Origin of the sequence: Alteromonas salexigens (assembly GCF_025628895.1) — a bacterium.
GTDB classification, from domain to species: domain Bacteria; phylum Pseudomonadota; class Gammaproteobacteria; order Enterobacterales; family Alteromonadaceae; genus Alteromonas; species Alteromonas salexigens.
The window spans coordinates 154659-180226 of record NZ_JAOTJC010000008.1 but is presented as its reverse complement, the minus strand read 5'-3'; the positions used below and the strand labels follow the sequence as shown (position 1 = coordinate 180226).

The following is a 25568-nucleotide window of genomic DNA, read 5'->3' as shown; positions in this document are numbered from 1 at the left end:
TTTTTCGTTCACCCAGTTCACAGGCTTAGTATCTCAAGTGCTGCAGACTGTTTGTCGACTGTCTGCTCGTAGATGTTACGTGCAATTTCCTCTTTAAAAGCGAATGAGGAAATGAGCACTTTTTGGCAGCCCTCGTCGAGCGCTTGCTGTAACGATTTCACGGTATACCCTGCTACAACATAGGGACCTGAAATTTCTGCTTTACGGTCAATTAATTGCTCAACACAAAGATTATGTCTCTGTAAGTGGGGCAATAGCTTCTCGAAAAACAGGCCAGCGCCGTAAACGGAAAAACGCTGCCAGCCCAGGCTCAGGATCCTGTCGACCAGATTTAGCACGTCATGGTCTGTATCCATCGATAAAAGTCCATACTGTCTGGCCAAAAACTTGTCATCGATTAAAGTCATTACAGCTTGCGGCCAGTGTATCTTGCCCACCTTAACCTTAGGATGCTGACAAAACTCCTGATAAAACGTCGGCAGTGGCCATTGCGTTACTTCACTACATTGTGCGTCAGTAATAATTGGATAAGCGTCATTAGAACCAAAGTTGTCCTGGTGCTGCAATTGTGTAAATAAACGTGCCTCAAAGGCTGAGGGCAACTGCAGGTAGCGGTAAAGAACCGGTAATACACTGTCAACCGCGATTTCGGATTGGCCGTTAGTATGATGAGTATGAAAAAACCTCATTACACCTTCGAGAAAATCACTAACCAGCTCATTGTTAGCAGCCACGTGGTCGGCCTGGACAGGCGTGCCACTGTGATCGTCCCGGTACCCTGTAACTGACCCACATGTCCCGACAAGGAAGGGCTCAATGCATTCGGGAGACCGGGATAGAAGTTGTCTCATATTGCGGGTATCGGTGGCAGCGCTTATGAAACTGGTATAATACGAATACTCTGAATAACGATAAATTCGCTCGGAAGAATAAAACAGCAAGTTAGCTGCACTTCTGGTATCTAAAATACGTTCGACAGAGTGCGATATCGTGCCGCCATTACCTAAGTCGACTACACTACAATGGCTCAGATCTTCACCGATAGCGTACTTATAGTAGCGTTTAAATAGCTCTCGTTGACGCACAATATACGCCTCAACCAAGTGCTTGTTGTCTCTGGCTTTATGCGTAAGCAACTTAAGCAGGTTGGTACCGGCGTGGAAAATGCCGTCGGTATCTCGTACTCCGGTAACAGAATACTTTGCAGAGATATCGTCAGTCTCCAGACAGAAATCGCGGTAGAAGTCGCTCACGGTATAACCGCGCCGTTGAATCAATACGTAAATCAGGTCTTCGAACCAGGATGACTGACTGACATCAATAGCCGGCCAGAAAGTAGACTTCCTGGAAGCATAAAGTTTTTTAACGGTGATGCCGTGAATCTCTCGCTGTTGAAGACGCAACTCTACGATGGGTGCAAAAACCTCGGCCTCACGCATCAGACACAGTATACAGCGACTTCCGGCAGCACGTGACTGATCGATAATCCAGTCTGCGAAAGCGTACAATACCGGCCCCCAGACAAATGTCCCAAGCGCAAATGCCGCTGTTCCGTGGGCTCCTTTGAAATGCGCTGCGGAGATTAACCGGGAGGCGTTATACCCCTGCTTCTGGCCAAACAACGCACGTTCCTGCCGCAGAATATCGACCTGTGGTAATTCGCTGTTTAACCATACACAATGCAGGCCCTGCTTCAGGGGAACTTCATAGTCAGACACGGGGTGGTCGCCTACATGCAACCAGCTGTCTGGTTCAAGTGCGTGTTGTTGCTGAACCAGCTTGAAAAGCTCGCCGCTCGCCTTGTTACATTGTTGCTCTCCGGAAACATACAAAGGAAGGTCACGCAATACGGCATAGTTATTAAAATATAAACGGCAGATTTGCTTGCCGGTTAAATACATATCTGAAATCAGAATCACCTGCACACCATTTGCCAGCAGGCTTTCTATTAAGGCGGGCATGGCGGGGTTGATGTAACCATGCGTTGATTCAGCACGCAATTCTGCTTCGAGTAGTGTTTGCCTCAATTCCACATCAAACGGCAGCGCACTAATAATGTCATCGAGTGTAACCTCAGCGCTGTCAACCTGGCGCTTTACACGCTGCTCTACGCTCGCCCGAAGCTCAGAGTACTCTGCCGGCTCTAACGCTAAGAAGCGCTCTTGCTTAACGCTTTCACACGCAGTGACGAATATGTCCTGAGGGTGGCCGTGATTTCTGAACACAATGGTGTCAAAAATATCGAATGATACCGTCTTGATGTTATGTTGCGCGACGGTATTGAGTACCTGCTGACACAGAGGCGTGAGACTGCCTGCACGTTCATGACTTACATCTTTCATGCAATCACCCCTCTCGAAGACAACATTTTATGTAACAACGATTTGGCATAGGCCTGTTCTCTTGAATCTATAGCGATTCGTGTTTGCTGGTGGCTTAATAAATTAACCTGATTGAATAATCTGTCCATCCACAACAATTCCCCGTCGCGGATGAAGCCAAAATTAGCAGGGCTGTTACCTTTCAGTGTTGCGGAGTGAGCAAAGTACGCGAACTCTCTGTCGTCTATACCCATCGGTGTGCCTAAGGCAGGATAGTCAAACTCAATTCCCAGCAGGTCGAAGAAAGTTGGAAACAAATCAAAATGACATGAGTGGGCTATCGCGCGGCTTTCCAGTCTGGGGTGTGACATGAGAAAAGGAACCCGAATCTGGGGCATAATAACGGAGTTACTATGGAAGCTATATCCGTATTCTCCAAAAGATTCGCCATGATCGCCGGTAAACACCAACAGGGTATTTGATAAATCCAGCTTTGCTCCAAGTCGGCGGAGAAATTCGTCCAGGATATAGTCCACTTCTTCCACCGCATTCAAATATTTGGCTCGTGCGGTCTTACCTGAGTGGCGATTAAATTTCGTCTCGTCAACGACCTCGTAAGGCATATGGGTCTGATCATTGATAATGTGAAGAAAAAAGGGCGAATCTGCTACCTCATCGACGATGGCATCCACCATATTCCATAGACGATAATCGGCTTTTCTACCGTTAGCCGGAATATCATCGGAGCCCCAATAGCGATCGAAACCTATTCGCGACAACAGCTTGTGATAATCGTATAAGTTCGTATCTGCGCTATCTAAAAACAGGGCCTTATAACCATTCGCCTGCAAATGCGAAACGTGCCGAGGGGCTCGTCCGGGAAACAAGGAGTCAGACTTGTTGTAGGGATTATTGGAATAGTCACCTGTATAAATCTGATTGGTCGCTACCGTAGTATTGGGACACAGGCTGAAATGATTCGCAGACATCCATCCGTGCTTGCGCATCCTCTCAGCAAGCCGGGATTTAGCCGCACTTTGCATATAGGGGTCAATGTAACAGCCAAGAGATTCCATCGTGATGAGAATAATGTTGGCGTTTTGGCATGCACCAAAGTATCGGCTTTTCGGTTTCGCTGAATAATCTGCATCAACATGCCGAGCATGTTCATCCCGGGGCTCAAAAGCGGCTTCAGGCTTGAATGAGTCATCAGCCAGCAGATTAATCAGAAGTGTTGGGGTGGTAAAGAATTCGTGCTGAGGTGCTAGTAATTGTCGATAAACCGCTAACGCCAGCAACGCGGATACCAGCAGTGCTAAGCCGCCCCCTGCGAACGTGTGGAGCCCAGCCGCATTGACATCAGCCATAGTGATCAGGGTAACGGCACAGAGAGCAGCAACAATACTTGTCACTGCAGAATCTGCCAGTCTTGCACTGCAGGCTACAGCAGCCAGGGCACTTACCAAAACCGGCACAAGCAAGATTGCCCCGTAGTCCGCCACAACCAACACAGAGAGCGAATAAAACCAGACAGGCGGGATCAGCAATGCAGAGGGATAACGCCGGAAAAAAGACAGCAAATGGGGCAAACCTTTCGCTATCCCTTTACTGCCAGTGAAAAACCAGGCAAGAGTCTGCCGGTTAATTTCAATTCGATACTGGACAAATAACACTGCGTCGAGCCAGACGAGTAATCCGTATATTCCTACACCAATTGCAATTAACAGGGAGAACGCACGGTTGTCTGCAATATGCGTAATCGCAATCAATAAAGCGGGTACCAACAGAACAAGCAGGTCATCTAAACACAAACGCTTAGATAGTGCTCCTCGTCGACCACGTAGCGACTTGATTGCCGCTACAAGCAGTACGCAAACAAGAAACGCGCAGAAAGAATAGGCATAGAGATACGGCATTAACCTTAACCCAGATAAACATATCGTGACAAAGTAGAAAACAGGCGGTATCCGTCCCAGTCCGGCGAAAATGATAGGGCTTGCCCCACTGGCACACACCTGTCTACACCTATTATCGACGGTGATGCCAGTAACTTTAACAGCGCCGGTTTTTCTACGCCCCAATAAGTCAGAGTTTGCAACCTGTCAGCCAGTAGTTCAGTAATGTCTTCAATGCTACTGACTGATAATAAAAAGAACATACCTTCCCCCGGATGTTCAGCCAGCATCTTCTCGTTCACTTCTGAAACCGGAAGCATACAGATACTTTCATTGCACAAAGGCGGGGTCGCGAGTTGCTGACTTTGTAACAACTGGCAGGTAACCAAATGCTCATTGGCACGATGCTCGGCGTACCCTTCTGCATTGCCTTCTCTAGTGCTAGTTGCTAACTCGTTTATACGATTAGCCAATGCTGACTGCTCGCTGGTGCTTCCCATCCATAAAACAACCTTGGGCGAAGAACAGGCGTGTTGCAGGAAAGGCTTAGTATCTTGCCAGAGTAACTCTGCTAGTTGGTTAATATCGTTTTCACTTTCAATAGCGTCGCCATTAATAAGTGCGACAGAGTAGCGGTCTGCGAAACTAATATCCCGGCACCGTGGTTTAGCGGGCAGCTTTTTAATAGCCAAAATACTCTCATCTCCCCCCCAGATTACCCTGGCATCTGCGAGTTCACTAAGCCGGAAGTTCAGGTCAGAGCTTTTGTCGAATTGCAAAAACATGTTGCGGATCGCTATCTGCTCATGTGCGGGCAGACTAAAAAGCTCATCGAGTTCGTGAAGTATTACATCTCGGACTTCACTGGCAGTACTGCCAAGCCGAACAATATTTACATTCCCCATTATCAGTGAGCAAATCCAACTGTATACAAACATGGTGTCGACATTATTGGGCGTGTAATGCACCACACACCCCAGCGGTTTGTGCCAGCCTTCATTATTCGTGTTAGTGAACCGGCTAACTAGCTGTACTATGTGCTTCTCACGCAACCAGAAGCCCAATGCGACTATTTCCGGGTACTTACGGGCGTAACTACTCCGCAGTAACCGACTAGACAGTTGTGTGATGAAGTTCAGCGTCTCCGGCGCAACGGCTTGCAAAGGCGCATGCGCAACTAATGACTCAATCGTAGGAGCACCCGATACCAGGTAGTCTATATTATTCGTTGTTTCCATAACGGTGCCTTTACGAAAGTGGGCTTTGGCTTGTGTCACTGCAGCCACGTATTTCTACCTTCGGAAGCCTGCCATGTAACGTGAAGTAATTACCCTTTCGTCCACACTGACAGTCATCAGTGCCGCGCAGGGTGCCTAGATCTTCTGTAAGAATACTGAAGCCAGGGTAAGAGTAAGGCAATACTGACAGGACCTGCACTAGCCCACGCTCTCCTCGCGCACAGACTTTGAAGTTGTAGGGGTTTCTTATAATGATATCGGCGGTTACCGGTGCGTGTAAGAATCCCCTCTCACACTCCATAAACACAGACCCGACTTGCTCTGCCATTCCGTAAAAATTGGTTACTTGGCTTATGCCCACAGTCCGCTTAACTACTTGCTTAAACGTAGTATTGTCTACCTCTTGCGCTGCTAATTTTTTCCACCCTCCACTATGAAAAAGGTGGCCCTGGGGCAGATTCACTTGTTTGCCAGTGCGCTGCAACTCTAAGATGAAGTGCTGCCAAACCATGAAGGTAAAACCGAAAATTAATGTCGGAACGTTCGCAAATTTGGCACTAAACTGCTCAATTGCTTTCCAATTGATGCTCATGTCTGAATTCAGCGCGTAGGTATGGTGGCGACCAAAAAGCCCTAACCCCTGAATACCTGCAGCGCGGGCATTCAGGCTGCCATCGCTGGTTTGTGGGGGGCTGTCTATTATGAGCATAGGCAGGCGCTGTTTACCCAGAAACTGCTGCATAATTTTTACTAGGGCCTTCGATTGCCAACGACTGGTCACTGCATCTAGATACACCTTCGAAGGCGTGCTACCGGTAGTCCCAGAGGATAAAAGGCATTTTGTTACCTTATCCTCTGAAACGCTTTTTAAATTCAGCAGTTTAAACAGCCTAACTGCAACAAAAGGAAGCTCCGAAATCGTCTTAAACTGGCTGCCATGCGATGAAAATGCGTTAAAATATGAGGCACACTGTTGGGTATGATGCACATGAAGCTGATTGAATACAGGTAGCAAATAAGCAGATTTATCAGCCTGTAACAACTCATATACCGGCAGCCCAAGCACTTCTTCAATAATCTCGGGGAGATGCGGTTCTCTATCGGTGAGCATCACTGGTATACGTCCTCTGAGTACTAAACTGACGCTGCTATTCACTGCGCGATGTTAGGGGCACATGAAACGTTTGCTTTAAACGCAAAAATTCTTTCTTTGTTACTGTTTCGGCAATTAAGTATTCAGCATTAAGCTTTTCATTTACCCACTCCCCACGATTGCCTAAAGCATCGGTTAACACTACTGAGCTTTTATCTCTCGGAATAGCGATGTAACCAGGAAACACAAGAAATTCATCTACACTCGTGAAGTGATGAACCATGCTGTTCAACCATGCCAGTGCGTGTTCACGAGAACCATCGACGAAACCATACCGCGGGATAAACCACACCGCGTTTTCAATAAGCAAAAAGCATTTCTTCACCAGTATTTCAAACATCTTATTGTTCATTACTGGTAGCCGCCCCGCTAAAATCCCTTCTTCATCGGTGTCGAAGTCAGGAAGTGAAACAGTGCAGACATAGCTGGTGTTACGTTGCTGCTGCGGTTGCCATTCGCAGCTTTGATCTGTCAGTGAAAGCAAACGTGGGCCCGATGAGTCAACAACATTAATTCTCTCTAATACATGATGATCATCACTTAAAATAATATCACAGTCAGCCAGTGAACATTGCGTTGGCTCGGGTTCTGATTCGAACCATGTCGCATAATCCATATTCACAATAGTAGTTAGGCCCCTGACATGTCTGCCTACCTTAATGAGCGGCGGAGAGTTCAGCGATAAATTTCTGAGGAATTCGCGCTCCCGCAAGCCACAAAATGAGGAAGTAATATCGAAGCTGAAGTCGTCAGAGTTTATTTTTACAGCAAACTGGGAAAACCGTTTTTTTACAATAGATAACGCATCCGTTAACGCGTTTTCATTATTATCTGCGGCAGTAACTTTCAGCAAAAACGCATTTGCAAAGTTCATAGTTCCGTAAAGATAATAAAATAACAGAGAGCGTTGCTGCTTATATGCAGTAAACATCGCATTTTTTATAAATTCGATAAGCCATTCAACTTTTTTATCGCCTTTAATAGTGGCGTCTATTTGTTGCTCAATAACCTGGAGCTGCTCACGCACTACCTCAGTCCGGTAATGCTCTGCGAATGTCTTTTTGTAATTGGGTTGCTCGCAACTAATAAAGGCGTGCTTACCTATAGCCTCTTTCACCTGCTGTTTTAATTCACCAGACGATAATATTAAAATATTATCAATTGCCAGAGGCTGTGTGCCTTTGATTTTAGCCCCGTTACTGGTGTTGTAGCAGTCGCCGCTATATGTGTTCAGCAGCTCTTCCATAAACACCCGGGATATCTTAAATTCGTGCTTGGTGCTAACCACTTTCGCGAAATTTCCCGGCACCACTAAGCCGGTATTATTCTTTTCCTCATAATCATATAGCGGTTGTCCATTGCTATCGTAGTAACCAGAGGCTTTAGAGTGGTGATGCTTTTTATCAATAAACCCCAGGTCGACGCCAAACAAATAAATTTGCTTAAACCCCATTAGGGTCACCAGGTTTAATGCAAAGTTACTCACCGTAGGAAAAGCATTGCGCAAAACCGAAAAACGTTCCTCTCCCAATACGTTCATGTTTGATACAGTTGATGACTCTCCATCCTTGAAACCGATAAACACTGCCTTGTACAAATCGCAAGTGTCAGGGTGGATCCCATTACACGACAGTAACGTGACTTGTTTTAAGTACTCCGCATCGCCCAGTCGAATAGCCCAATCATAGGTAGAGCGGTTCTGCTCAATTTCAGCATGATAGTCAGGCACAATACCATTTCGGTGCAATACTTGAAGCGCGGTACCACAGCTGATCACTATGGCTTCGTGTTGATGGGCCTTAATTGTCTCTAGCGAATAGTCCAGAGAAGGTCCATTGCCCACAATGAAGACCGGACATTCTTTTTGCTCACCGGTAAATAAGGTGTGGGGATTACTAATCAGGTGCCTATAGTTTCGAGCGATTCCTTCTACGGTATGGTTGATACCGTAGTACGCGTGATCAAAATACTCCCCCATTGAAATGACAATTTGCAATTGCTCCCGCAACTGGGAAATGGCGCTATTTAGTTCGGCATTATAGTAAGCTTGGTAGAAATAAGTATGGGCTAGATTGTAGGGACCAATTGCATAAAACTGATTCAGCAGATCACGAAACAGATTGGTGCCATCGTCACCAATGTTGATATAAATACGAAAGCCAGAATCATCTATCTTCGCTAAGATTCCTGCCCAATCAATTGCAAATAAAGATGCGTAAAAGAAGTCTTTGTTTGGCTCACAAAGAAATAGTTTTTCTACGTCATGCCTCTCAAGCAGGGTTTGTAACTGATAACCCGTACCCATTCCAAACATAATAAGGGACTTAATAGTATCCGGCAGTGCGCCCTGACGCTCGCTGATATCATCAAGTAAACTGTCACATTCCAGGACAAATTTATAATGCAGATAATGTCTTAGCTTTGTGCCGTTGTAGCCCAACACCAGTCCGTCTCTGTTAGGGTGTGAAGCATAAGCCGTAAAAGCTAACTCAGACTCGGCCTTTGGCGACTCGCCATACCAGGTATTCAAACTCGTGGCATTGAGCAGATTATATTCATCTCTGGCTACTTTAACTGCGTGCCAATTGTCCGGCGTGTAGCTGGAAAACTGCTCATATATGTCAGGAAAATAGCGTTTAAATGCGGCGAGATTAGCCTGAAATTTATTCTCAGACTGGTCTGAGAGAGCTGCCTCCGACAGATCCACCGGCTGTAGCCAGCGTGGCTCGAAATCGGCTTTAGTGTAAGTGGTCTTAATTCTAAGACCATCTTTGCTTATTGCCCGCCACGAGCGAGTCCGCAGATCGTGGCATATGGAAGTAAAAACAGGATTATTATAATGCTGATAAACAAAGAAGTTATCAAACGAGACATGCCCGTTTAATTCGTTCATATCTGATACCAGATCACGCCCATCTTTATTTAACTGGACAAAAATAGCCGTGCCATTCTCCCTTGCTAATGAGAGGATGTCTTTCCACGGCCCAACCATTGCAGAGCAGGAAAAGTATTGGACTTCAGGCTCGTAAATAACCAGGTTTTTTATTTTTCGTTCAGTCAGCAATAGTTTTATGTGCTCGGCCAGCCCTATTCCCAGAACAACCAATACATCAACCTGAGCCGGACATACGTTATATCTTTGGTATTGCTGGTAAGTAGCCAGGTTCGGGCCGCTAACTGATATTTTTGGTACCGGTTCTTGCTCGCCGTGCATGTCAACGCGCATGCTGTTAGACAAAAAATGGTCCAGCTGTTTTACTATTTCACGTTTAGGGTTGAGGCCATACAGAACACGGCCAAGGCCGTAATCAACTATATTGGGTTCGCCGTTTTTATTACAAAACAGAGAGATATTCTGTGACCCGGCCGTTTCTATGTAGCTTACTAACGAGGGAATACTTACTTTGAAGGCCTGAATATTTTCCTTCAAATGACGCTGCATTGTTAAGGCCAGCTCGGCTTCTAGCCTGGATTGCACGCTCTCATCATTGTGCACGTGGAGTTTTATGTTTTTTAACATAGTTCCTCAGCGAGGGTATAAGGTTGTTGAGTCGATTATTTCGACCGGGCATCATTTGAAATAAAAGGTCATAGCGCTCTCAGCGCTGACCAAATAACGCTCAGGCCAGCGCAAGCTATTATATTTATTGTTACTTATTCTCTGCTAACCGATTAATTAATTGATAGTCTACTTTACCATTACTCAGCATTGGCCAGTGTTCAAGCTCAACATACTGGACGTTTCGCGCGGGGATGGGGATAAGTGCTGTGAGTTGCCCGGGCTTTGAGTGCTTTAGTACCGCTACAATTAATCTATCGTCTTTTCCTGCGCAGCGAACATCGTGGCCGTTGTCGATTAAAACAGTTTCCAATGCATCTAAATTCACCCTTTCGCCAGCAACTTTGATAAAACGCTTTAAGCGCCCAACAATCGTCACGTCGCCGTCCCTATCTATGCTGGCGATATCGCCCGTATTCAGCCACTCAGGCGGCGCAAAGTGAGCTAGTTCGGTACAGTTATCTACATATCCAAGCATGACATTGTCGCCCCGATAACATAGCTCCCCAGCCTGTTCCTGCGCTTCTCCGCTTCGTGCCAGTTTAAACTCTCCGCCGGGAACCGGTTGACCCACAGCCCCTGGCTTGGCTAAAACTTTGTCGGGACTTAAAAATGCCATTCTGGCCGTAGCTTCCGTTTGACCGTACATCACGAAAAACTGCTTGTCAGTGGCGTGGGCATACTTAGCCAGTGTTTCGACTTCCGCTTCAGACAGTTTGCCTCCGGCCTGGGTGATATACCGTAACGCGGGCAGGTGTTGTTGGGTAAATCGCATACGTAGCAGCATCCGGTACCACTGGGGTACGCCAGAAATACTGGCTATCGACCTGTCAGCCAACAGCGTCCAGAACTGCCTATCGAACGGACTGAGGTCACTCAATACTATACTAGCGCCTATGGTTAAGTGCGTATTCAGTACAGAAAGGCCGTAGGAGTATGATAATGGCATTGATAACAGCGTGGTGTCAGTACTGTTCGCCGGCAGATAAGCCAAAATAGATTTCGCATTAGCGCATAAATTTTTTGCTGAGAGTGCTACACATTTACCCGCCCCCGTCGATCCGGACGTGGTCATTAGCAGGGCTAGCTTTGAGTCAATTGTATGTTGCTCGGTACCTACCACCTTACAGGCTGAATCTGACACATGTAAGTTCGCCGCCAGCTTGCGTTGAAACACGTGTAAGGCATTTTCATCAAGATTATCGGGAAGTAACAGAGGAACAATATTCGTACGCAAACAGGCCAGATAGTTGATAACACTGTCAGAGGTTTGACTCACTTGCAGTAATGCCACAGCCTGTTTAACCGGCGATAGCCTTCTCAGGGCTGCTGCTTGTCTTGTAACAGCGTGTTCCAACTGGACGTAAGTTAATTCCCCCTCCGGGGTATAAAGCGCTGTTTTGGTGCCATACCGGTCAAGCCGACACCAAAATTCACCTGAGTGAGTCATGGCGAAAACAGTCCGTCCACGGCCAAGATTTGACCCGTAGTATAAGACGCTTGCGGTGATAACAAATGTAAAACCGCATGCGCGACCTCATCAGCGCCGCCTGCGCGCTTCATAGCTGTACGATGAATTATTTCTTCGCGCAATTGGTCTTCGTAGTGTGATGTGAGCGGTGTATCAACCAAACCGGGTGCCACGCCATTAACGCGAATTCCTTTTTCAGCGAATTCTTTCGCAATCGCCCGGGTAGCGCCACTCAGCCCCGACTTACTGGCGGCATAGGCGCTCAAGCCACTACTTCCCTGCTCTCCCACTTGAGACACAATATTTACAATACTGCCCCGGCCATGGCGAGCCATCAGTCGACAAGCAAGTTGCATGTGCTGAAAGGGAGCTAATAAGTTAACGCGCAGCTGCCTTTGCAAGGAATCCATACTGGTCGTTACCAGAGAGTGCTCTTCCATAATGCCTGCGTTATTCACCAGACCATAAAAGGGGCCAATTTCCGACTGCGACTGCATTTTTTTTATTTTTATAAAGGCCTGTTTGACGTTCTCTTCATCAGTCACGTCGTAGCATAACGGAATACACTTAGTACCCGTTTTCTCAGCTAATTCACCAAGCCGTTCTGCATCCCGGCCATTGGCGAATACTGTTGCTCCCTCACTCAGACACTGAGCAACACATGCCTGACCAATTGCCCCAGTGGCACCGGTTATCAGTACAGAGACACCGTTTAAATTGTTAGTCACTGAATTCGACATCATATCGCTGCAAGATTGTCTTTGCTTTCGCGACAGAGCTCATATCAATGATATCGTCTGTATCTAACATCACGTCAAAGGCGTCTTCAAGCTCTGCGATTAACACCATATGCGCGGTCGAATCCCATTCTTTAATGGTATTGTATTGAAGCGAGTCAACAACCTGCGCCTCATCAATGCTAAGAGCGGATACAAATGCCTGGGTTAACTTTTTCTCGTTTGTCACTCTGTTCCCTTAGATGCCGTCCGTCGCGGGCGCGACAGCAATTTTTTAATGTTTTCATTGTGCCGTTGGTAACAAGAGCTTTGCAAGGACATTTCAACCCAGTCTTGCTGTCTGATGGTTTGATACCCAAGCTGTAGGTTATATTTCAATGCCGCCGTATTTTCTGCTTTGATTACAGCAACCATACTTTGAATATTAAGCTCCCCGAAACAATAGTCATACAAGGCCAGAGTCGGGGCAAACGCAATAAGATTTCCCTGGAAACGTTCTTCGCCTATGTACAGGCCAGGCTCCAGTTGAGCGGCCTCCGTCACTGCCAACCCTGATTTGCGTGTTCTGACATTCGTCGACCCGATTGGGCGACCTTTATAACTCACCAGCCAATGGCGCTGGCTAAGATCACGCTGCAACCGCTGATACCAGGCATAGTGATCCTCACGGCTTATTACAGCATCATTTATCATTCGTTGCCTAATCGGGACGCTATTACGCCAGGTGAGCAACAAGTCCAGGTCTTCTTTCCCGACAGGCTTAAGCTCAATTTGATAGCCAGTGATTTTTACACTGTCGGCATAAGGTTCAACTACGATCATCTAATGCTCTTGCAATTTTTTCCAATACCTTACGGGCACCGGTTGAGGTGTATCTGCCGGTTGCTTTTCCATGCATCTTTTCCAACCCGTCGGGGTCACTATAAAGTGCGATAGCCCTTTTCGCGATCTTCTCTACGTCTGCATGGAGTAGCTCACACCATCCTTGGCTTTGGGCATGATTCGCTGCCGCCAACTGATTTGTAGCGATAGCTATGAGCAGCGCCGGAGTCTGGCACACCCCAAGCTCAAACTGGCTTCCTCCCGCTGCACTTATAGCCAGCTTTGCGTGGCCCCAGGCAGCAGGCATATCCTGGCAGTCATGCACATGTTGGACAGGATAGCTCACGCGCTTACATACGTCGCGGACTTCTTCGACATGTGGGTTAGCAGCACCTGTGATCACCCGTATTGGCATAGTCGCCCCTGCAGACTCCAACGCTGCGACCAAAGGCGCCGTCATTCTCGAGGGATCACTGCCGCCAAAATTAATAACGATTCCGTTTCGCTGGTCCATAGGGAGTGGCCGCCAATGCTGGAAATCACGACGTAACAGCCGATAGTCTTCGCCGCTGCACACTATTGCATGCGGTGCGGCCAGCCGATAATTTTCATCCAGCGCCTGCGTGGCTGGGTTTACAATCACAGCTGCATTGGCAATTAAGCGCTGCTCACCATCATCCATCACTACCATCGCAGCTGCATGCCCGGAGAGCTCATTAACCTCGTTTATCGGCAAGCTATATCCATCGACAATCAACACTGCCGAAATATAGTCAGACAGAAGCGCAGCCACTGCGTCGGCTGACTCAGACCCGTTTACAGTTTTGACGGCAAAGTTCCACTCATGTTGTGCCCGGGCAATCGCTGCTGCTTCAGGTGTAAGCACAAAAACACTTTCCAGCCCCTGTTCTTCTGCGGCTTGTGCCAGAGCCATACAGCGAAACAGATGGCCAACCCCCGATTCCTGGCTTGCCTCGACCCAAAAAACTAAGCGCGTCACTGGCGAATATGCTCCCATTTCAACGCCGTACCTTTAGCCATGTCGGTGGCCGCCACTTTACCCAGCACCTCATTCCAGTGCCGTGGTGCCATTCCGAAGGCCGGGCGAACAATTTTTAAATTGGAAGCATCCAGCACGTCACCGGCTTTTACGGGTTGACTGACATAAATAGAACGCCGGTACTGCTTCGCTGCCGCTTCTGCTTGCGTACCGCCATACCTGACCTGGCCAAGACCCTGCCAGGCCCGGTGTGTTTCCGTAACCAAGGAAGCCAGCTCTGCAGGTTCCAGCGAGAATTCGGCGTCGACGCCGCCATCCCGGCGGTCCAGCACGAAATGCTTTTCTATTACTGTTGCGCCCAGAGCGACAGAAGCCACGGCAACGCCGATACCGCCAGAGTGATCACTCAAACCTACCTGGCAACCAAACGCATCGCGCATGTTTGGAATAGTGCGCAGGTTTGTATTATCCGGCTCTGCTGGGTATGTGCTTGTACATTTCAGCAGAATAATATCCTCACAGCCATGGGCATTAGCGCACGCCACCGCTTCTTCAATCTCCCTTAACGACGCCATCCCGGTAGACATAATTAACGGTTTCCCCTTACTGGCAGCATGTGCAATCAGGGGCAGGTCCGTTAATTCAAAAGAGGCAATCTTAAAACATGGCACATCCAGACCATCTAAAAAATCTACCGCGTCAGCATCAAACGGGGAGCTGAATGCCAGCATGGCGCGCTGCCTGGCGCGGGCAAAAAGTGCTTCGTGCCATTCGTAGGGCGTAGCTGCTTTTTCGTATAGCGCGTGTAACCGCTCACCTGCCCACAGGCTGTCAGACTCGCCGATAACAAAATCACTGCTTTGGACGTCAAGCGTCATCGAGTCTGCAGTGTAAGTTTGTAGTTTAATTGCATGAGCCCCGGCGTCGGCAGCCGCATCCACCATCCTCTCGGCTAACGCCAGGTCTTGTCCGTGGTTACCACTTAATTCAGCGATGATAAAAGGCGGTGAATCTTGCCCAATGGCAACGTCGCCCAACTGGATGGAACCGGTCATGGTTGCTCCTTTAATAAATCTATTACGTCGTTGACCAAGGTATTTGCATCTACTGTTTGCCCCCGATTGGTTGCAAAGTCGGGCATGGTAAGACGTGGGTCAAAGTCGCCACATACCAGCAACACCGGTGTTTGCGTGGCAGTGGCGTACCATTGATAGGCAGATGGCTGAGTGATCAGCAGCGACGATGCCGCGATTTGGCTGAGTGAGGACTCAATTTCTGCACCGGAATCAATCAGGGTATAACGGATATCATTGCGTTGCAGCCCCTCTAAAAATGCCTGGGTATCCAGCAGTGAAGGCGCCACATTGTCCAGACAGACACTGACCTGCCTGGCGCCTTTATCCTTCTCAGATACCGGCAGCTGCATGTCAAGTTGCAGGTTGGTGAGGTTACAGCACCGGTTCAGAAAGAATCCGGGATACCCCTGCTCCGGCGGGTTAGGCGACTCCCACCAGGGGGTAAACCATTGTCCGAAAGTCAGCCAGCTGCTGCTGATATAGTGTTCGGGGTTATTAACCTGCTCCTGAGAAAGGGTTTGTTGTTGCAGTCCGGTAATTAATTCACCAATAGGATATGACAATACGTTGCCTTCGATGGGCTCACCGGCATCTTTCAGAAAGCGAGCCAGAAAGCAGGGCATAAATGCTGTGTCAAAATTGATGATTCGGGTAAATCCTCCGGCAACAATCTTTTCGGCTAGGCCAAGAAACTGCTCCATGGCCTCAACAATATTATCAGACCACTCCCCCTGAGGCAGGGTGATAACCGGCACACCGGGCGCACCCATTTCAATAAAGGTGGCACTGTTACCGTGAGTCAGAAACGTAATATCTGCTTGCGGGTAATGATGCTGAAAATAGCGCAGCGCCGGCAGGCCAATGGCCAGTACATCACCGGGGTCGGCCATGCGAATGATTAAAATCTTATCCTTCATGGGACTCCGTCTCGCAGTAGGCGCGGTACATCAGTTCAGCCCGGCGCCAGTCTTCAGGCGTATCAATGTCCTGTACGAGATAGCGGGGTAATATAATAGGAATACTGTGCGGCGCAAACGTAGGGAAATTGCCCATCCAGGCGTCACGGGTGCCCCAATAGAACTGGCCGGCATCGTGAAAGCACTCTTCTAAATCCTGTGAGCGCATGCCAATCATATCGGGCTGTACAGGAGTGACGCCACCCTGGTCAAGCTTGATTGCCCGCTGGATAGGAAAAGGAAATGTAGTAACAGAAAACGCAAAGCGTTTGTGCTGATCGGCTTTGAGTTTATGTAATCCTTCGGTTAGCTTCTCCGCTGATAAAAACGGCGCCGTGGCATAAACACAGCAGACGTAGTCCGCCTTCCCGACCGTTTCTTCGTATTCACCCACGGCATGCTTTACCACTGGAAACGTACCAATATGATCGTTCGCCAGCTCGGACGGCCGTTGGATGATCCGTGTTGCGCCATATTGCAATGCCACTTCGGCGATCTGCGCTGAGTCAGTGGACACCACCACATCATCAAATAAATTACTGCGTAAAGCCGCCTCAATTGAATAACCGATCAGGGGTTTACCCACGAAGTCGCGAATATTCTTTCCAACAATACGTTTGCTGCCGCCCCGCGCCGGGATGACCGCTACCTTCATGCGAGTACCTCATGCATTGTAGACACTACCTTGTTTTGCATATCGGCAGACATCTCTGGAAATAGAGGCAACGTTATTGCGGATTGATAATACTTTTCGCAATTCGGGTAGTGTTTTGACTGAAACCCAAGGCGCTGGTAATAAGGATGCTTATATATGGGGATATAGTGAACGTTTACGCCAATATCCCGTTCACGCAACGCATTAAATACGCTTGCCCGGTTATGCTTGGTTAATTCGACCACATACAGGTGCCAGGCACTGTTAGCGTCGAATGCCGGCAGTCTAACGGGTAAATCACGCAACTGCTGTTGATAATTACCGGCAAGTTCTCGCCGTGCTTTAATGAACCCGTCTAAACGGTGGATCTGACTATTTCCCAACGCTGCGTGCAAATCGCTAAGCCGGTAGTTATAGCCCAGTGACTGCTGAGCGTAAAACCAGCTGTGAGCCTGCTCGTCTTCAGGGAACTGCGTCGGGTCACGGGTTATACCATGACTTGCATGCAGGCGGACCCTGTCTGCCAGTGCTGAATCATTAGTGAGAACAGCGCCGCCTTCAGCCGTGGTCATCGACTTTACCGGATGAAAGCTTAAGATGGTCATGTCTGAGTGAGCAGTACTCCCGATGGGCCGGCCCTGCGCATCGCGCCCGCCCAAACCGTGTGCGGCATCTTCAATAAGGAAAATATTGTCTTGCGCTATCAGCTCTTTGATAGCCTTCATGTCACAACTGCTACCAGCGAAATGAACCGCAATGATGACCTTTGGTAACCGACCTGCAGCACGCGCTGCTGAAAGTTTGTCTGACAGCTGTTGCAGACAGAGATTACGTGTAGCCGGATCAATATCCACAAAGTCCACATCCGCGCCACAATAACGGGCGCAATTTGCAGATGCTGCAAAGGAGTTTGGTGAGGTCCAGACCAAATCGCCCGGTTCAACCTGCGCTGCCATACACGCTAAATGCAACCCGGAGGTACCGCTGTTACAAGCGATAGCATATCTGGCCCCCGTGTACTCACATAATACCCGCTCAAATGCCGGAACCTGACTACCCTGGGTTAAAAATTCGTTTTCTAAAACATCGACAACCGCATCAATATCATCACGATTTACAGAGTGTCTGCCATAGGGAATCATAACGTTACTTTATCCAGCTCCCGCAATTCACCTATTGTCAGAAAATGGGGATTAGTCCCTGAGTGATACTCAAATTTATCGGTGGCAGGCCGTCCAGACTCACCAAGTTTATTCTTCGTGTAGTCGAGGTTTTTGTCGAAAAAAGTGATTGCCGGTGCAATCACATAATGATCCTCAAATTCCACCGTATGGTGCGCCATTTCTTCGGGCACCATAATTTCGTGCAACTTTTCTCCTGGCCGGATACCTACCACTTCGAAATCTCCCGAGCCGCTCATCGCCTCCGCAAGATCGACGATGCGAATAGAAGGGATTTTAGGAACAAAAATTTCCCCCCCCTGCATACGTGAGAAGCTTTTTACAACAAACTCAACGCCCTCATCAAGGGTAATCCAGAAGCGTGTCATCTCGGGATGAGTCACAGGAAGACGGTCACGTCCTTCTGCAATAAGTTGACGATAGAATGGCACCACCGACCCCCGGGAGCCTACCACGTTGCCATAACGTACTACCGAAAAGCGTGGCCCCTTCGCACCCGATATGTTGTTAGCTGCGACGAATAATTTATCTGAGGCCAGTTTAGTGGCACCGTAAAGGTTTACCGGGTTGGCAGCTTTATCTGTAGACAATGCAATCACACGCGACACGTTGGTTGCAATAGCCGCGTCAATGACGTTTTGCGCCCCGTTTATATTGGTTTTAATACATTCATTAGGATTGTATTCTGCCGCCGGAACCTGCTTTAACGCTGCAGCATGTACCACATAATCAACGTCTTTCATGGCAGTTTTCAACCGCTCATTATCTCTGACGTCTCCGATAAAATAGCGCATGCAAGGGTCGGTAAACTTTTGCTGCATTTCGAACTGCTTAAGTTCATCGCGGGAATAAATGATGACTTTTCTGGGACTGGCAGACTTTAAAAGAAAATCGACGAACTTGTGCCCAAAGGAGCCAGTACCCCCGGTGATTAATATCGATTTGTCATTGAAGTCTGTCATAGCGAGCACTCGGTTGTTATTGTTATTCAGGCGACGATTCTTTTCGTGATTTCAAACCGCAACCGTATTAATTTAAAGATGAAGCCATACTCAGTTGTGAGTTAGCTTTGAGAGGGCACACTCTCACTCGTATTTTTTTGCAGCTGCTCTGCTGCGAACGAACTGAGATACATCATCTTTTGCTGATTGTAGCAAGGTCTGCGCCACCTCTTTGAGCCTATTATTGACACTTAGCTCTGCATTGGCAAATGCTTGTTTTTTCTCAGCGTCTAAAACTTCCAGGTGACCAGCGATAAATTCATCACGGATTTTCAACAGGGCGTTGATCCGTTTTACATCAGAAGCAGAGGGGTCCTCTAGCTGCGCAGAGAGGCTTTCGTTAATTTCTCTAAGCGCAGCCGGGGTATAAGAATGGTTTAGGTCGTTCGCGTTCACACAGCTTGTCGTTTTTGACGCTGGGCTTCAAACGCTTCTTGTTTAGCGCTTTCAGGGATCTGAACCCAAGCGTCACGAATGGGTGTTAACAGGCTAGTGACTTCATCCAGCATCTTCAAGTCATTCTTTACATGCGCATCGTTTAACCGCTCAACCATGTAGTCATACAGCGCGTACATATTCTGAGCCGTCTCGCCTCCTACATCCAAATCCAACGTGTCCCGCAAATGAATAATAATTGCTGACGCCTTGGAAATATACTCCCCTTTGGCGGCGTACTCCTTGCGCTCCATGGCGCCCTTAGCATAGGCTGTGCGGTCTAGCGCGCCTTGCATGAGCATCAGAGTAAGACGATGAGGATCGGCTGACGCCACATCTTGTTTTGTATTACCCTTGCGGTAAGCGTTGATTCCTGTAAGTGCCATAAATACTCCTAGCTACCCGTTACCCTAACGCGGCCAATAGTGCTGAACCCGTCTGGTTCAGTTGCGCGACGGTCTGGTCAAGATTTAAATATTTGTCTCGTAAAATCTGCTCGTAGTTGAGCATGCGTAATTCCAGTTTTTCGCGGTCTTCGCCCAGCTGATCCCGATCATCTTTCGCCGAACGCTCACGCAGACTTATCAAACCACTGTAGGACGTATACTGGTCGGCAAATTCGTACATTCGGGTAGCGATACCCTCCTGCTCGTCGGTAAATAACTTGGCAATTTCATCAAAGTTATCTTCCAGCGCATCTTTTAAGCGGTCTTCACCCGAGCCCAGTCCAAAGTCAGTATCACCTATTTCCAGTTTGCCATCGGAATCAATCTCAATACCCAGCTGGAATAATCCCCCCAGAGACGATGATGAGACACTGCCACCCACAATCGAGGCTAGTCCTCCCTGAATCCCCCGTAACAGCGAGTCACCGGCCAGCGCACCGTCTTCTTCTAACTCTGACTCACCGTACTTAGTCAGATTCTGGATTTCTGTCTGTAATTTATTGTAGTTTTCTACAAAATCCCGAACTTTCTTTTCCAGCCCTTCACGGTCGAAGCCAATTTCCAGTTTTGATGTGATGGGATTGCCGGCGGCGTCCTCTGGTGACAATTCTTTGGCTTCGAAAGTCACATTCTGAATGGTATTTTCGAACTTATTACTCTCACTTTCTACCAGAATACCATCGATAGTCGCTTTGGCATTTTTTGCCGGATCGATGTTAGCCGGATTGATATTCGCTGTCCCGCCCGTTGTCGAGACACGATCCAGTTCGGCATTGCCACCATCATTATTTATAACCAGGTCATTACCGGCGCCAGTGATATCAGACGTGAACACCAGTTTAGGACCAGCGGCCGTCCCGGTGTCGATGATGTTCGCATTTACGCCGAAATTATCTGCACTGTCATTAATGGCTTCACGCAACTGCGCCAGCGTCATGCCGGCACTGACGTTAATCGTAAAATTGTTACTTGCGCCAACCGAAAAGGATAACGAGCCGGAGCCCGAGGTAAGAACCGCATCACTGGACGCGGTAAACGCACTGTCCTCGGTTTCGATGCGGCTGCCTTCGGCCAGTTGCGTGACAGCAACCTTATAACTGCCGCGCAGCGCAGAGCTGGATGCTTCTGCGCTGAACACGTCATTGTCTTCAGAGGGATTGGTAATAGTAGGTTCACGACCATTAATATCGCTGTCGCGGCGAAGCTCGTCTACGGTATCTTTAAAGTCAGATAATTTAGACTTTATTTTGCCGAGGCCCGAAATTTCCGCCTCTATCTTCTCTTCCCGTTTGTCTAAACGGTCTTGTTTCGGCTTCCGTTCTGCTTCCAGCAATTGCGAGACAAGATCGTCAAGCGCAAGTCCTGAGCCAACACCTAACGATTGAATAGTCATGTTTTTACCTCGTTACACTTCTCTGTTAATCAGCACTCCCACGCTACTTCCGACATCTTCCTGAAGATCTTTGATTCGTTCCGCTAACCGCAGCACTTCATCTGACGGGATTTGGCGTATCACATCCCCGGATTCAGAGTCTTTTACTGTTACTACGGCGCGTTCCGAGCCTTCATCTACGGAAAAGGACAGATTGCGGTTCTGTGCTTGCAGAAAGCTCTGCACCTCTTCAACAGCAAGGTCAATATTCTGATCTTGCTTCTCACTATTCTGGTTATCGGCACTTTGCTGATCAACTTGAACATCATTCGCACGAATAATCTCATTCTGTGCGACGGATTGTTCTGGCGTTTCAGCCTTGCGGTCAGCAGGTTTTACCGCAGCACGTTCAGCACTACGCGCCATTTCACCAGCAAAATTCTGGCCAATCTGATTATTTGCAATTTCCACTTCAACCCCCTTCTCTTTAAACAACAAAACGGGTCCTGCTCAACACAGACACCCGTTCCTGTCTAAGTAAGGTTATGTACCAGTTTAGCTTATCCCAGCAATGATAGTGCTGTTTGCGGACGCTGATTGGCCTGACTTAATACCGATACAGATGCCTGTTGAACAATCTGATTACGTGTCAGCTCGGCGGTTTCCGCAGCAAAGTCTGTATCACGGATCCGCGAACGCGCTCCTGACAGGTTTTCAGCTACATTGCTCAGATTTCTGATAGTAGACTGGAAGCGGTTTTGTAACGCACCCAGATCGGCACGTGTACCACCAATTGATGAAATTGCAGCATCAATTGAGGTCAACGCAGAGGACGCGCCGGAAGCGGTAGAAATGTCCACTGACCCAACACCCAGACCTGATGCACCGAAGCTGGCACCGTTTGATGAAGACAGGTTAACGCTGATAGTCTGACCGGCATTTGCCCCAACCAGGAACGAAGCAGAGAATCCACCAGTCAGAATGTTCACGTTACCGAACTGGGTGTCACTGGCAACCCGTGACATCTCTGTTTTCAGTGCAGCTACTTCTTTTTGCAGCGCAGCACGGTCTGCAGAGCTGTTGATCCCATTCTGAGACTGAACGGACAACTGACGAATACGCTGTAAACTGGTGGTCACTTCTGACAGTGCACCCTCGGCAGTTTGTGTTAATGAAATGGCATCATTGGCGTTACGCACAGCCTGATTCAGGCCTTGGATTTGAGATGTCAGTTTATCTGAAATCTGCAAGCCAGCGGCATCGTCTGATGCACTGTTAATTCGAAACCCTGACGACAGTCTTTCGAATGACGTGCCTAATCTCTCGTTCACGTCAAACAATTGACGTTGCGCGTTAAGCGCTGACACATTGGTGTTTACGTATAAAGACATTGATATACCTCCTGGGGATTCGATGTGCCATTGCCAGCATCAAACCCTTCCTGTTCAGGCCAACCGGGTCACTACTCCCATTCGGCCCCCTCATAAGCGAAACAAACCTTGCTTCACAAAAAGTAAATAAATTACCCCTCAACTAAAGGTATCGGCGCAAGCTTGAGGTTCTTTAGCTTTTTTTATAAAAACTTTTAAATCTTTTAGTAACCCCATGATATATATAAGGTATTTATTTGCATTTTTTGATCGAAGGCGTTTTAAATCTGCCCAAAGAGGCTAGCTGGCAAGGAATTGCCACCTATAAGGAGGTTATTGGGGCTTAAGGCGGCGAGGTATGTTCGCTAATAATTGGGTATGGAAAGAAATGCGCTATGAGGCGGAGGCGCTCAGCGACTTTAAAAAGCTGGCATGGTACATGCTTTATGTTTGTCAGCAGTTTGACGAGATGTTTCGGCGATAAAAAGAAAAAAGGCCGAGACAAATGTCCCGGCCAATCTGCTCACGTTAGGAGATTGAGCAAAATTCAGTTTCAGTCGGCTGGCAGGATATATAGTAGAACAAACTGGCCTCTCAACCAACACTTCTACACTCTCAGTTCTGTTAGTCGGCGTTTTCTTGGTGCCGCGGCCTCATGGCCGCGGCTTTCGGGGGATGGCCTCTCAACTCCTTCCCAAACCTACGCCTGTCTTATTTAACCTCCAAGCAATGATAATGCTGCCTGTGGACGCTGGTTCGCCTGCGACAGTACCGTTGTGCTTGCCTGTTGAAGAATCTGGTTACGGGTCAGTTCTGCCGTCTCGGTGGCAAAATCTGTATCCCGGATGCGCGATCTTGCCGCTGATACGTTTTCTGAGATGTTACTCAGGTTCCGAATGGTCGACTGGAAACGGTTTTGAATCGCACCCAGGTCAGCCCGCTTAGCATCAATGGTAGAGATAGCCGCATCAATAGTCGTTAATGCTGCCGATGCGCCACCCGCAGTGGCGATAGTCAGATCACTGCCGCCATTCGTAAGGCCGGAAAATCCGAACCCACCGCTGCGTGAAATATTCACACTAATAGTCTGCCCCGCGTTCGAGCCTACCAGGAAAGTAGCAGAATAAGTGCCGTCCAGCAGATTCACGCCACCAAACTGGGTGTCTGTAGAAATACGGCTAATCTCATTTTTCAGGGCCGCCACTTCTTTTTGCAGTGCAGCGCGGTCAGAGGATGAGTTGATACCGTTCTGGGATTGTACCGCCAGCACCCGGATACGTTGCAGCGCAGTGGTGATTTCCTGCATAGCACCTTCAGCCGTTTGCGCCAGTGAAATGCCGTCGTTGGCGTTACGCACAGCCATGTTCAAACCCTGGATTTGTGAGGTCATGCGATCCGAGATTTGCAGGCCCGCAGCATCGTCAGCTGCACTGTTAATACGGAAACCAGACGATAAGCGCTCAAAGGCAGTGCTCAGGTTATCGTTGGTAGTGAACAGTTGGCGTTGTGCATTCAGTGATGAAACATTGGTATTTACGTACAGACTCATAGGTCTCTCCTAACAGTTGAAAAGCGCTATTTTTTTTATTATTTGCGCGTGGTTTTTAATAAACTTTCAACGTGTTGGCACAGCCTATGCTTAGCTTATACTGTCAGTGATAAAAAACTGACGCTTTGCAGGGCGTAGTACCTGGTAAAGCAATGCTAAACGAGTATGGGTCACTCCCATACTTTGCTGACAGGCAGGTCTGTTGTTCAGGCCTCATACCTCTCACTACCTCCTGGCTTCATTCCTGCCAGTCAGCAGCTTTAGCATTCAACACGGCGAAGTAAAGTAATACCATGTTGCCGCTCAGCGTGCTTTTACACGTTGTCTTGCGAAATTCTCTACTCGTCGGTCGGTTGCAGTCTGTCCCCACATCTTGCAATTCGACCGTTTTACTATCTACTTAATCGTTACTCATTTATCTGGCTGCAGTCTGCTTCCGCATCTTTGCAAGCGACGGGCTCTTCACCCTTACCCCTGTAACAGCTGCAGTGCAGCTTGTGGCCGTTGATTCGCCTGGCCCAGTACCGTAGTGCTGGCCTGCTGGATGATTTGCCAGCGGGTAAGCTCAGCTGTTTCAGTAGCAAAATCAGTGTCTCTAATCCGTGACCGTGCTGCCGAGGCATTCTCAGAAATATTGCTGAGGTTTCGAATTGTTGACTGAAAGCGGTTCTGAATAGCCCCCAGATCGGCGCGTTTAGCATCAATGGTTTCGATAGCCGCATCAATCAGTGGCAGTGCTGCCGACGCGAGGCCCGCTGTTGCTACTGAAATCTGGGCACCACTGGTCAATCCGGAGAAGCCGTAGCCGCCCTGGCGTGACAAGTTAAAGCTAATAAACTGTCCGGCCTGTGCGCCGACCAGGAACGCTGTGGAAAACGTTCCGGTTAAGATATCGCCGCCGGCAAATTGCGAAGTTGCTGCTATCCGGCTGATTTCCAGCTTAAGCGCCGACACTTCTTTTTGAAGCGCAGCCCGGTCGGCTGAGGTATTGATACCGTTTTGTGCCTGGATGGCCAGTACCCGGATTCGCTGCAATGCGGTAGTCATTTCCTGCATTGCACCTTCGGCAACCTGAGCCAGCGAAATACCGTCGTTGGCATTACGCACAGCCTGATCCAGACCCATAATTTGTGATGTGATGCGGTTTGATATTTGCAAACCGGCTGCGTCATCTTTGGCGCTGTTAATCCGGAAACCGGATGATAAACGCTCAAAAGCGGTGCTCAACTGTATATTTGAAGTGAACAACTGCCGCTGAGCATTCAGCGACGAAACATTCGTGCTAACGTACAAGCTCATAATAATCTCCTAACGATTTTTATTACCAGACG

General features: G+C 48.3%; 23 protein-coding genes. 1 reads left to right on the top strand and 22 read right to left on the bottom strand.

Features of this window, described 5'->3' with window-relative positions:
* Window positions 1-17 precede the first annotated feature (17 nt).
* The 20 genes from OCL06_RS10340 to OCL06_RS10245 all read right to left on the bottom strand — a co-directional run bounded on the left by OCL06_RS10340 (window position 18) and on the right by OCL06_RS10245 (window position 22709).
* Window positions 18-2342, bottom strand: a complete 2325-nt coding sequence (locus tag OCL06_RS10340) for an HAD family hydrolase (RefSeq protein WP_262994224.1) — start codon at window positions 2340-2342, stop codon at window positions 18-20.
* Window positions 2339-4237, bottom strand: coding sequence for a sulfatase-like hydrolase/transferase (locus tag OCL06_RS10335; protein WP_262994222.1), 1899 nt, complete (start codon window positions 4235-4237; stop codon window positions 2339-2341). The genes OCL06_RS10340 and OCL06_RS10335 overlap by 4 nt, the downstream gene beginning before the upstream one ends.
* Before the next feature lie 5 nt (window positions 4238-4242).
* Complete coding sequence (locus OCL06_RS10330; RefSeq protein ID WP_262994220.1) at window positions 4243-5502, bottom strand: acyl-CoA reductase; 1260 nt, start codon at window positions 5500-5502, stop codon at window positions 4243-4245.
* Window positions 5465-6565, bottom strand: a complete 1101-nt coding sequence (locus OCL06_RS10325) for a LuxE/PaaK family acyltransferase (RefSeq protein ID WP_262994863.1) — start codon at window positions 6563-6565, stop codon at window positions 5465-5467. The genes OCL06_RS10330 and OCL06_RS10325 overlap by 38 nt, the downstream gene beginning before the upstream one ends.
* Before the next feature lie 37 nt (window positions 6566-6602).
* Window positions 6603-10127, bottom strand: a complete 3525-nt coding sequence (locus tag OCL06_RS10320; protein ID WP_262994218.1) for a motility associated factor glycosyltransferase family protein — start codon at window positions 10125-10127, stop codon at window positions 6603-6605.
* Window positions 10128-10257: 130 nt separating this feature from the next.
* Window positions 10258-11460: an AMP-binding protein gene (locus OCL06_RS10315; RefSeq protein WP_262994216.1), complete on the bottom strand. Its 1203-nt coding sequence runs from the start codon at window positions 11458-11460 to the stop codon at window positions 10258-10260.
* Window positions 11461-11612: 152 nt separating this feature from the next.
* Window positions 11613-12380: an SDR family NAD(P)-dependent oxidoreductase gene (locus OCL06_RS10310; protein ID WP_262994213.1), complete on the bottom strand. Its 768-nt coding sequence runs from the start codon at window positions 12378-12380 to the stop codon at window positions 11613-11615.
* A complete protein-coding gene (locus OCL06_RS10305; RefSeq protein ID WP_262994211.1) occupies window positions 12358-12603 on the bottom strand; it encodes an acyl carrier protein in 246 nt (81 codons plus the stop codon). Before OCL06_RS10305 ends, OCL06_RS10310 begins: the two co-directional genes overlap by 23 nt.
* Window positions 12600-13196 carry a GNAT family N-acetyltransferase gene (locus OCL06_RS10300; protein ID WP_262994208.1) on the bottom strand — a complete coding sequence of 199 codons (597 nt, stop codon included), beginning with the start codon at window positions 13194-13196 and terminating at the stop codon, window positions 12600-12602. Before OCL06_RS10300 ends, OCL06_RS10305 begins: the two co-directional genes overlap by 4 nt.
* Window positions 13183-14214, bottom strand: a complete 1032-nt coding sequence (gene pseG / locus OCL06_RS10295; protein ID WP_262994206.1) for a UDP-2,4-diacetamido-2,4,6-trideoxy-beta-L-altropyranose hydrolase — start codon at window positions 14212-14214, stop codon at window positions 13183-13185. The genes OCL06_RS10300 and pseG overlap by 14 nt, the downstream gene beginning before the upstream one ends.
* Window positions 14193-15251: a pseudaminic acid synthase gene (gene pseI / locus OCL06_RS10290; protein WP_262994204.1), complete on the bottom strand. Its 1059-nt coding sequence runs from the start codon at window positions 15249-15251 to the stop codon at window positions 14193-14195. The genes pseG and pseI overlap by 22 nt, the downstream gene beginning before the upstream one ends.
* Complete coding sequence (locus tag OCL06_RS10285) at window positions 15248-16189, bottom strand: glycosyltransferase family 9 protein (RefSeq protein WP_262994202.1); 942 nt, start codon at window positions 16187-16189, stop codon at window positions 15248-15250. The genes pseI and OCL06_RS10285 overlap by 4 nt, the downstream gene beginning before the upstream one ends.
* Window positions 16179-16883, bottom strand: coding sequence for a pseudaminic acid cytidylyltransferase (pseF, locus tag OCL06_RS10280; protein ID WP_262994200.1), 705 nt, complete (start codon window positions 16881-16883; stop codon window positions 16179-16181). The genes OCL06_RS10285 and pseF overlap by 11 nt, the downstream gene beginning before the upstream one ends.
* The gene (gene pseC, locus OCL06_RS10275) at window positions 16880-18025 is read right to left on the bottom strand and encodes a UDP-4-amino-4,6-dideoxy-N-acetyl-beta-L-altrosamine transaminase (protein WP_262994198.1); all 1146 of its coding nucleotides are present in this window, start codon (window positions 18023-18025) and stop codon (window positions 16880-16882) included. Before pseC ends, pseF begins: the two co-directional genes overlap by 4 nt.
* Window positions 18022-19026 (bottom strand): UDP-N-acetylglucosamine 4,6-dehydratase (inverting), encoded by a 1005-nt coding sequence (gene pseB / locus OCL06_RS10270; protein ID WP_262994195.1) that lies wholly within the window; start codon window positions 19024-19026, stop codon window positions 18022-18024. The genes pseC and pseB overlap by 4 nt, the downstream gene beginning before the upstream one ends.
* A 123-nt stretch (window positions 19027-19149) precedes the next feature.
* Window positions 19150-19461 (bottom strand): hypothetical protein, encoded by a 312-nt coding sequence (locus tag OCL06_RS10265; protein WP_262994192.1) that lies wholly within the window; start codon window positions 19459-19461, stop codon window positions 19150-19152.
* Entirely contained in the window at window positions 19458-19886 is a 429-nt protein-coding gene (gene fliS / locus OCL06_RS10260) for a flagellar export chaperone FliS (protein WP_262994190.1), read from the bottom strand. The genes OCL06_RS10265 and fliS overlap by 4 nt, the downstream gene beginning before the upstream one ends.
* 19 nt (window positions 19887-19905) lie before the next feature.
* Window positions 19906-21339, bottom strand: coding sequence for a flagellar filament capping protein FliD (gene fliD / locus OCL06_RS10255; protein WP_262994188.1), 1434 nt, complete (start codon window positions 21337-21339; stop codon window positions 19906-19908).
* A 12-nt stretch (window positions 21340-21351) separates the two neighbouring features.
* Window positions 21352-21816, bottom strand: a complete 465-nt coding sequence (locus OCL06_RS10250) for a flagellar protein FlaG (RefSeq protein WP_262994185.1) — start codon at window positions 21814-21816, stop codon at window positions 21352-21354.
* Between the two features lie 62 nt (window positions 21817-21878).
* Window positions 21879-22709, bottom strand: coding sequence for a flagellin N-terminal helical domain-containing protein (locus tag OCL06_RS10245; protein WP_262994183.1), 831 nt, complete (start codon window positions 22707-22709; stop codon window positions 21879-21881).
* Window positions 22710-23046: 337 nt separating this feature from the next.
* Here OCL06_RS10245 and OCL06_RS10240 point away from each other — a divergent pair, with 337 nt between their 5' ends.
* The gene (locus tag OCL06_RS10240) at window positions 23047-23172 is read left to right on the top strand and encodes a hypothetical protein (RefSeq protein WP_262994181.1); all 126 of its coding nucleotides are present in this window, start codon (window positions 23047-23049) and stop codon (window positions 23170-23172) included.
* Between the two features lie 231 nt (window positions 23173-23403).
* Here the strand turns inward: OCL06_RS10240 and OCL06_RS10235 are convergent, their stop codons facing one another.
* Window positions 23404-24237 carry a flagellin domain-containing protein gene (locus OCL06_RS10235; RefSeq protein WP_262994179.1) on the bottom strand — a complete coding sequence of 278 codons (834 nt, stop codon included), beginning with the start codon at window positions 24235-24237 and terminating at the stop codon, window positions 23404-23406.
* A gap of 468 nt (window positions 24238-24705) precedes the next feature.
* Complete coding sequence (locus OCL06_RS10230; protein ID WP_262994177.1) at window positions 24706-25536, bottom strand: flagellin N-terminal helical domain-containing protein; 831 nt, start codon at window positions 25534-25536, stop codon at window positions 24706-24708.
* Between the last annotated feature and the right edge of the window lie 32 nt (window positions 25537-25568).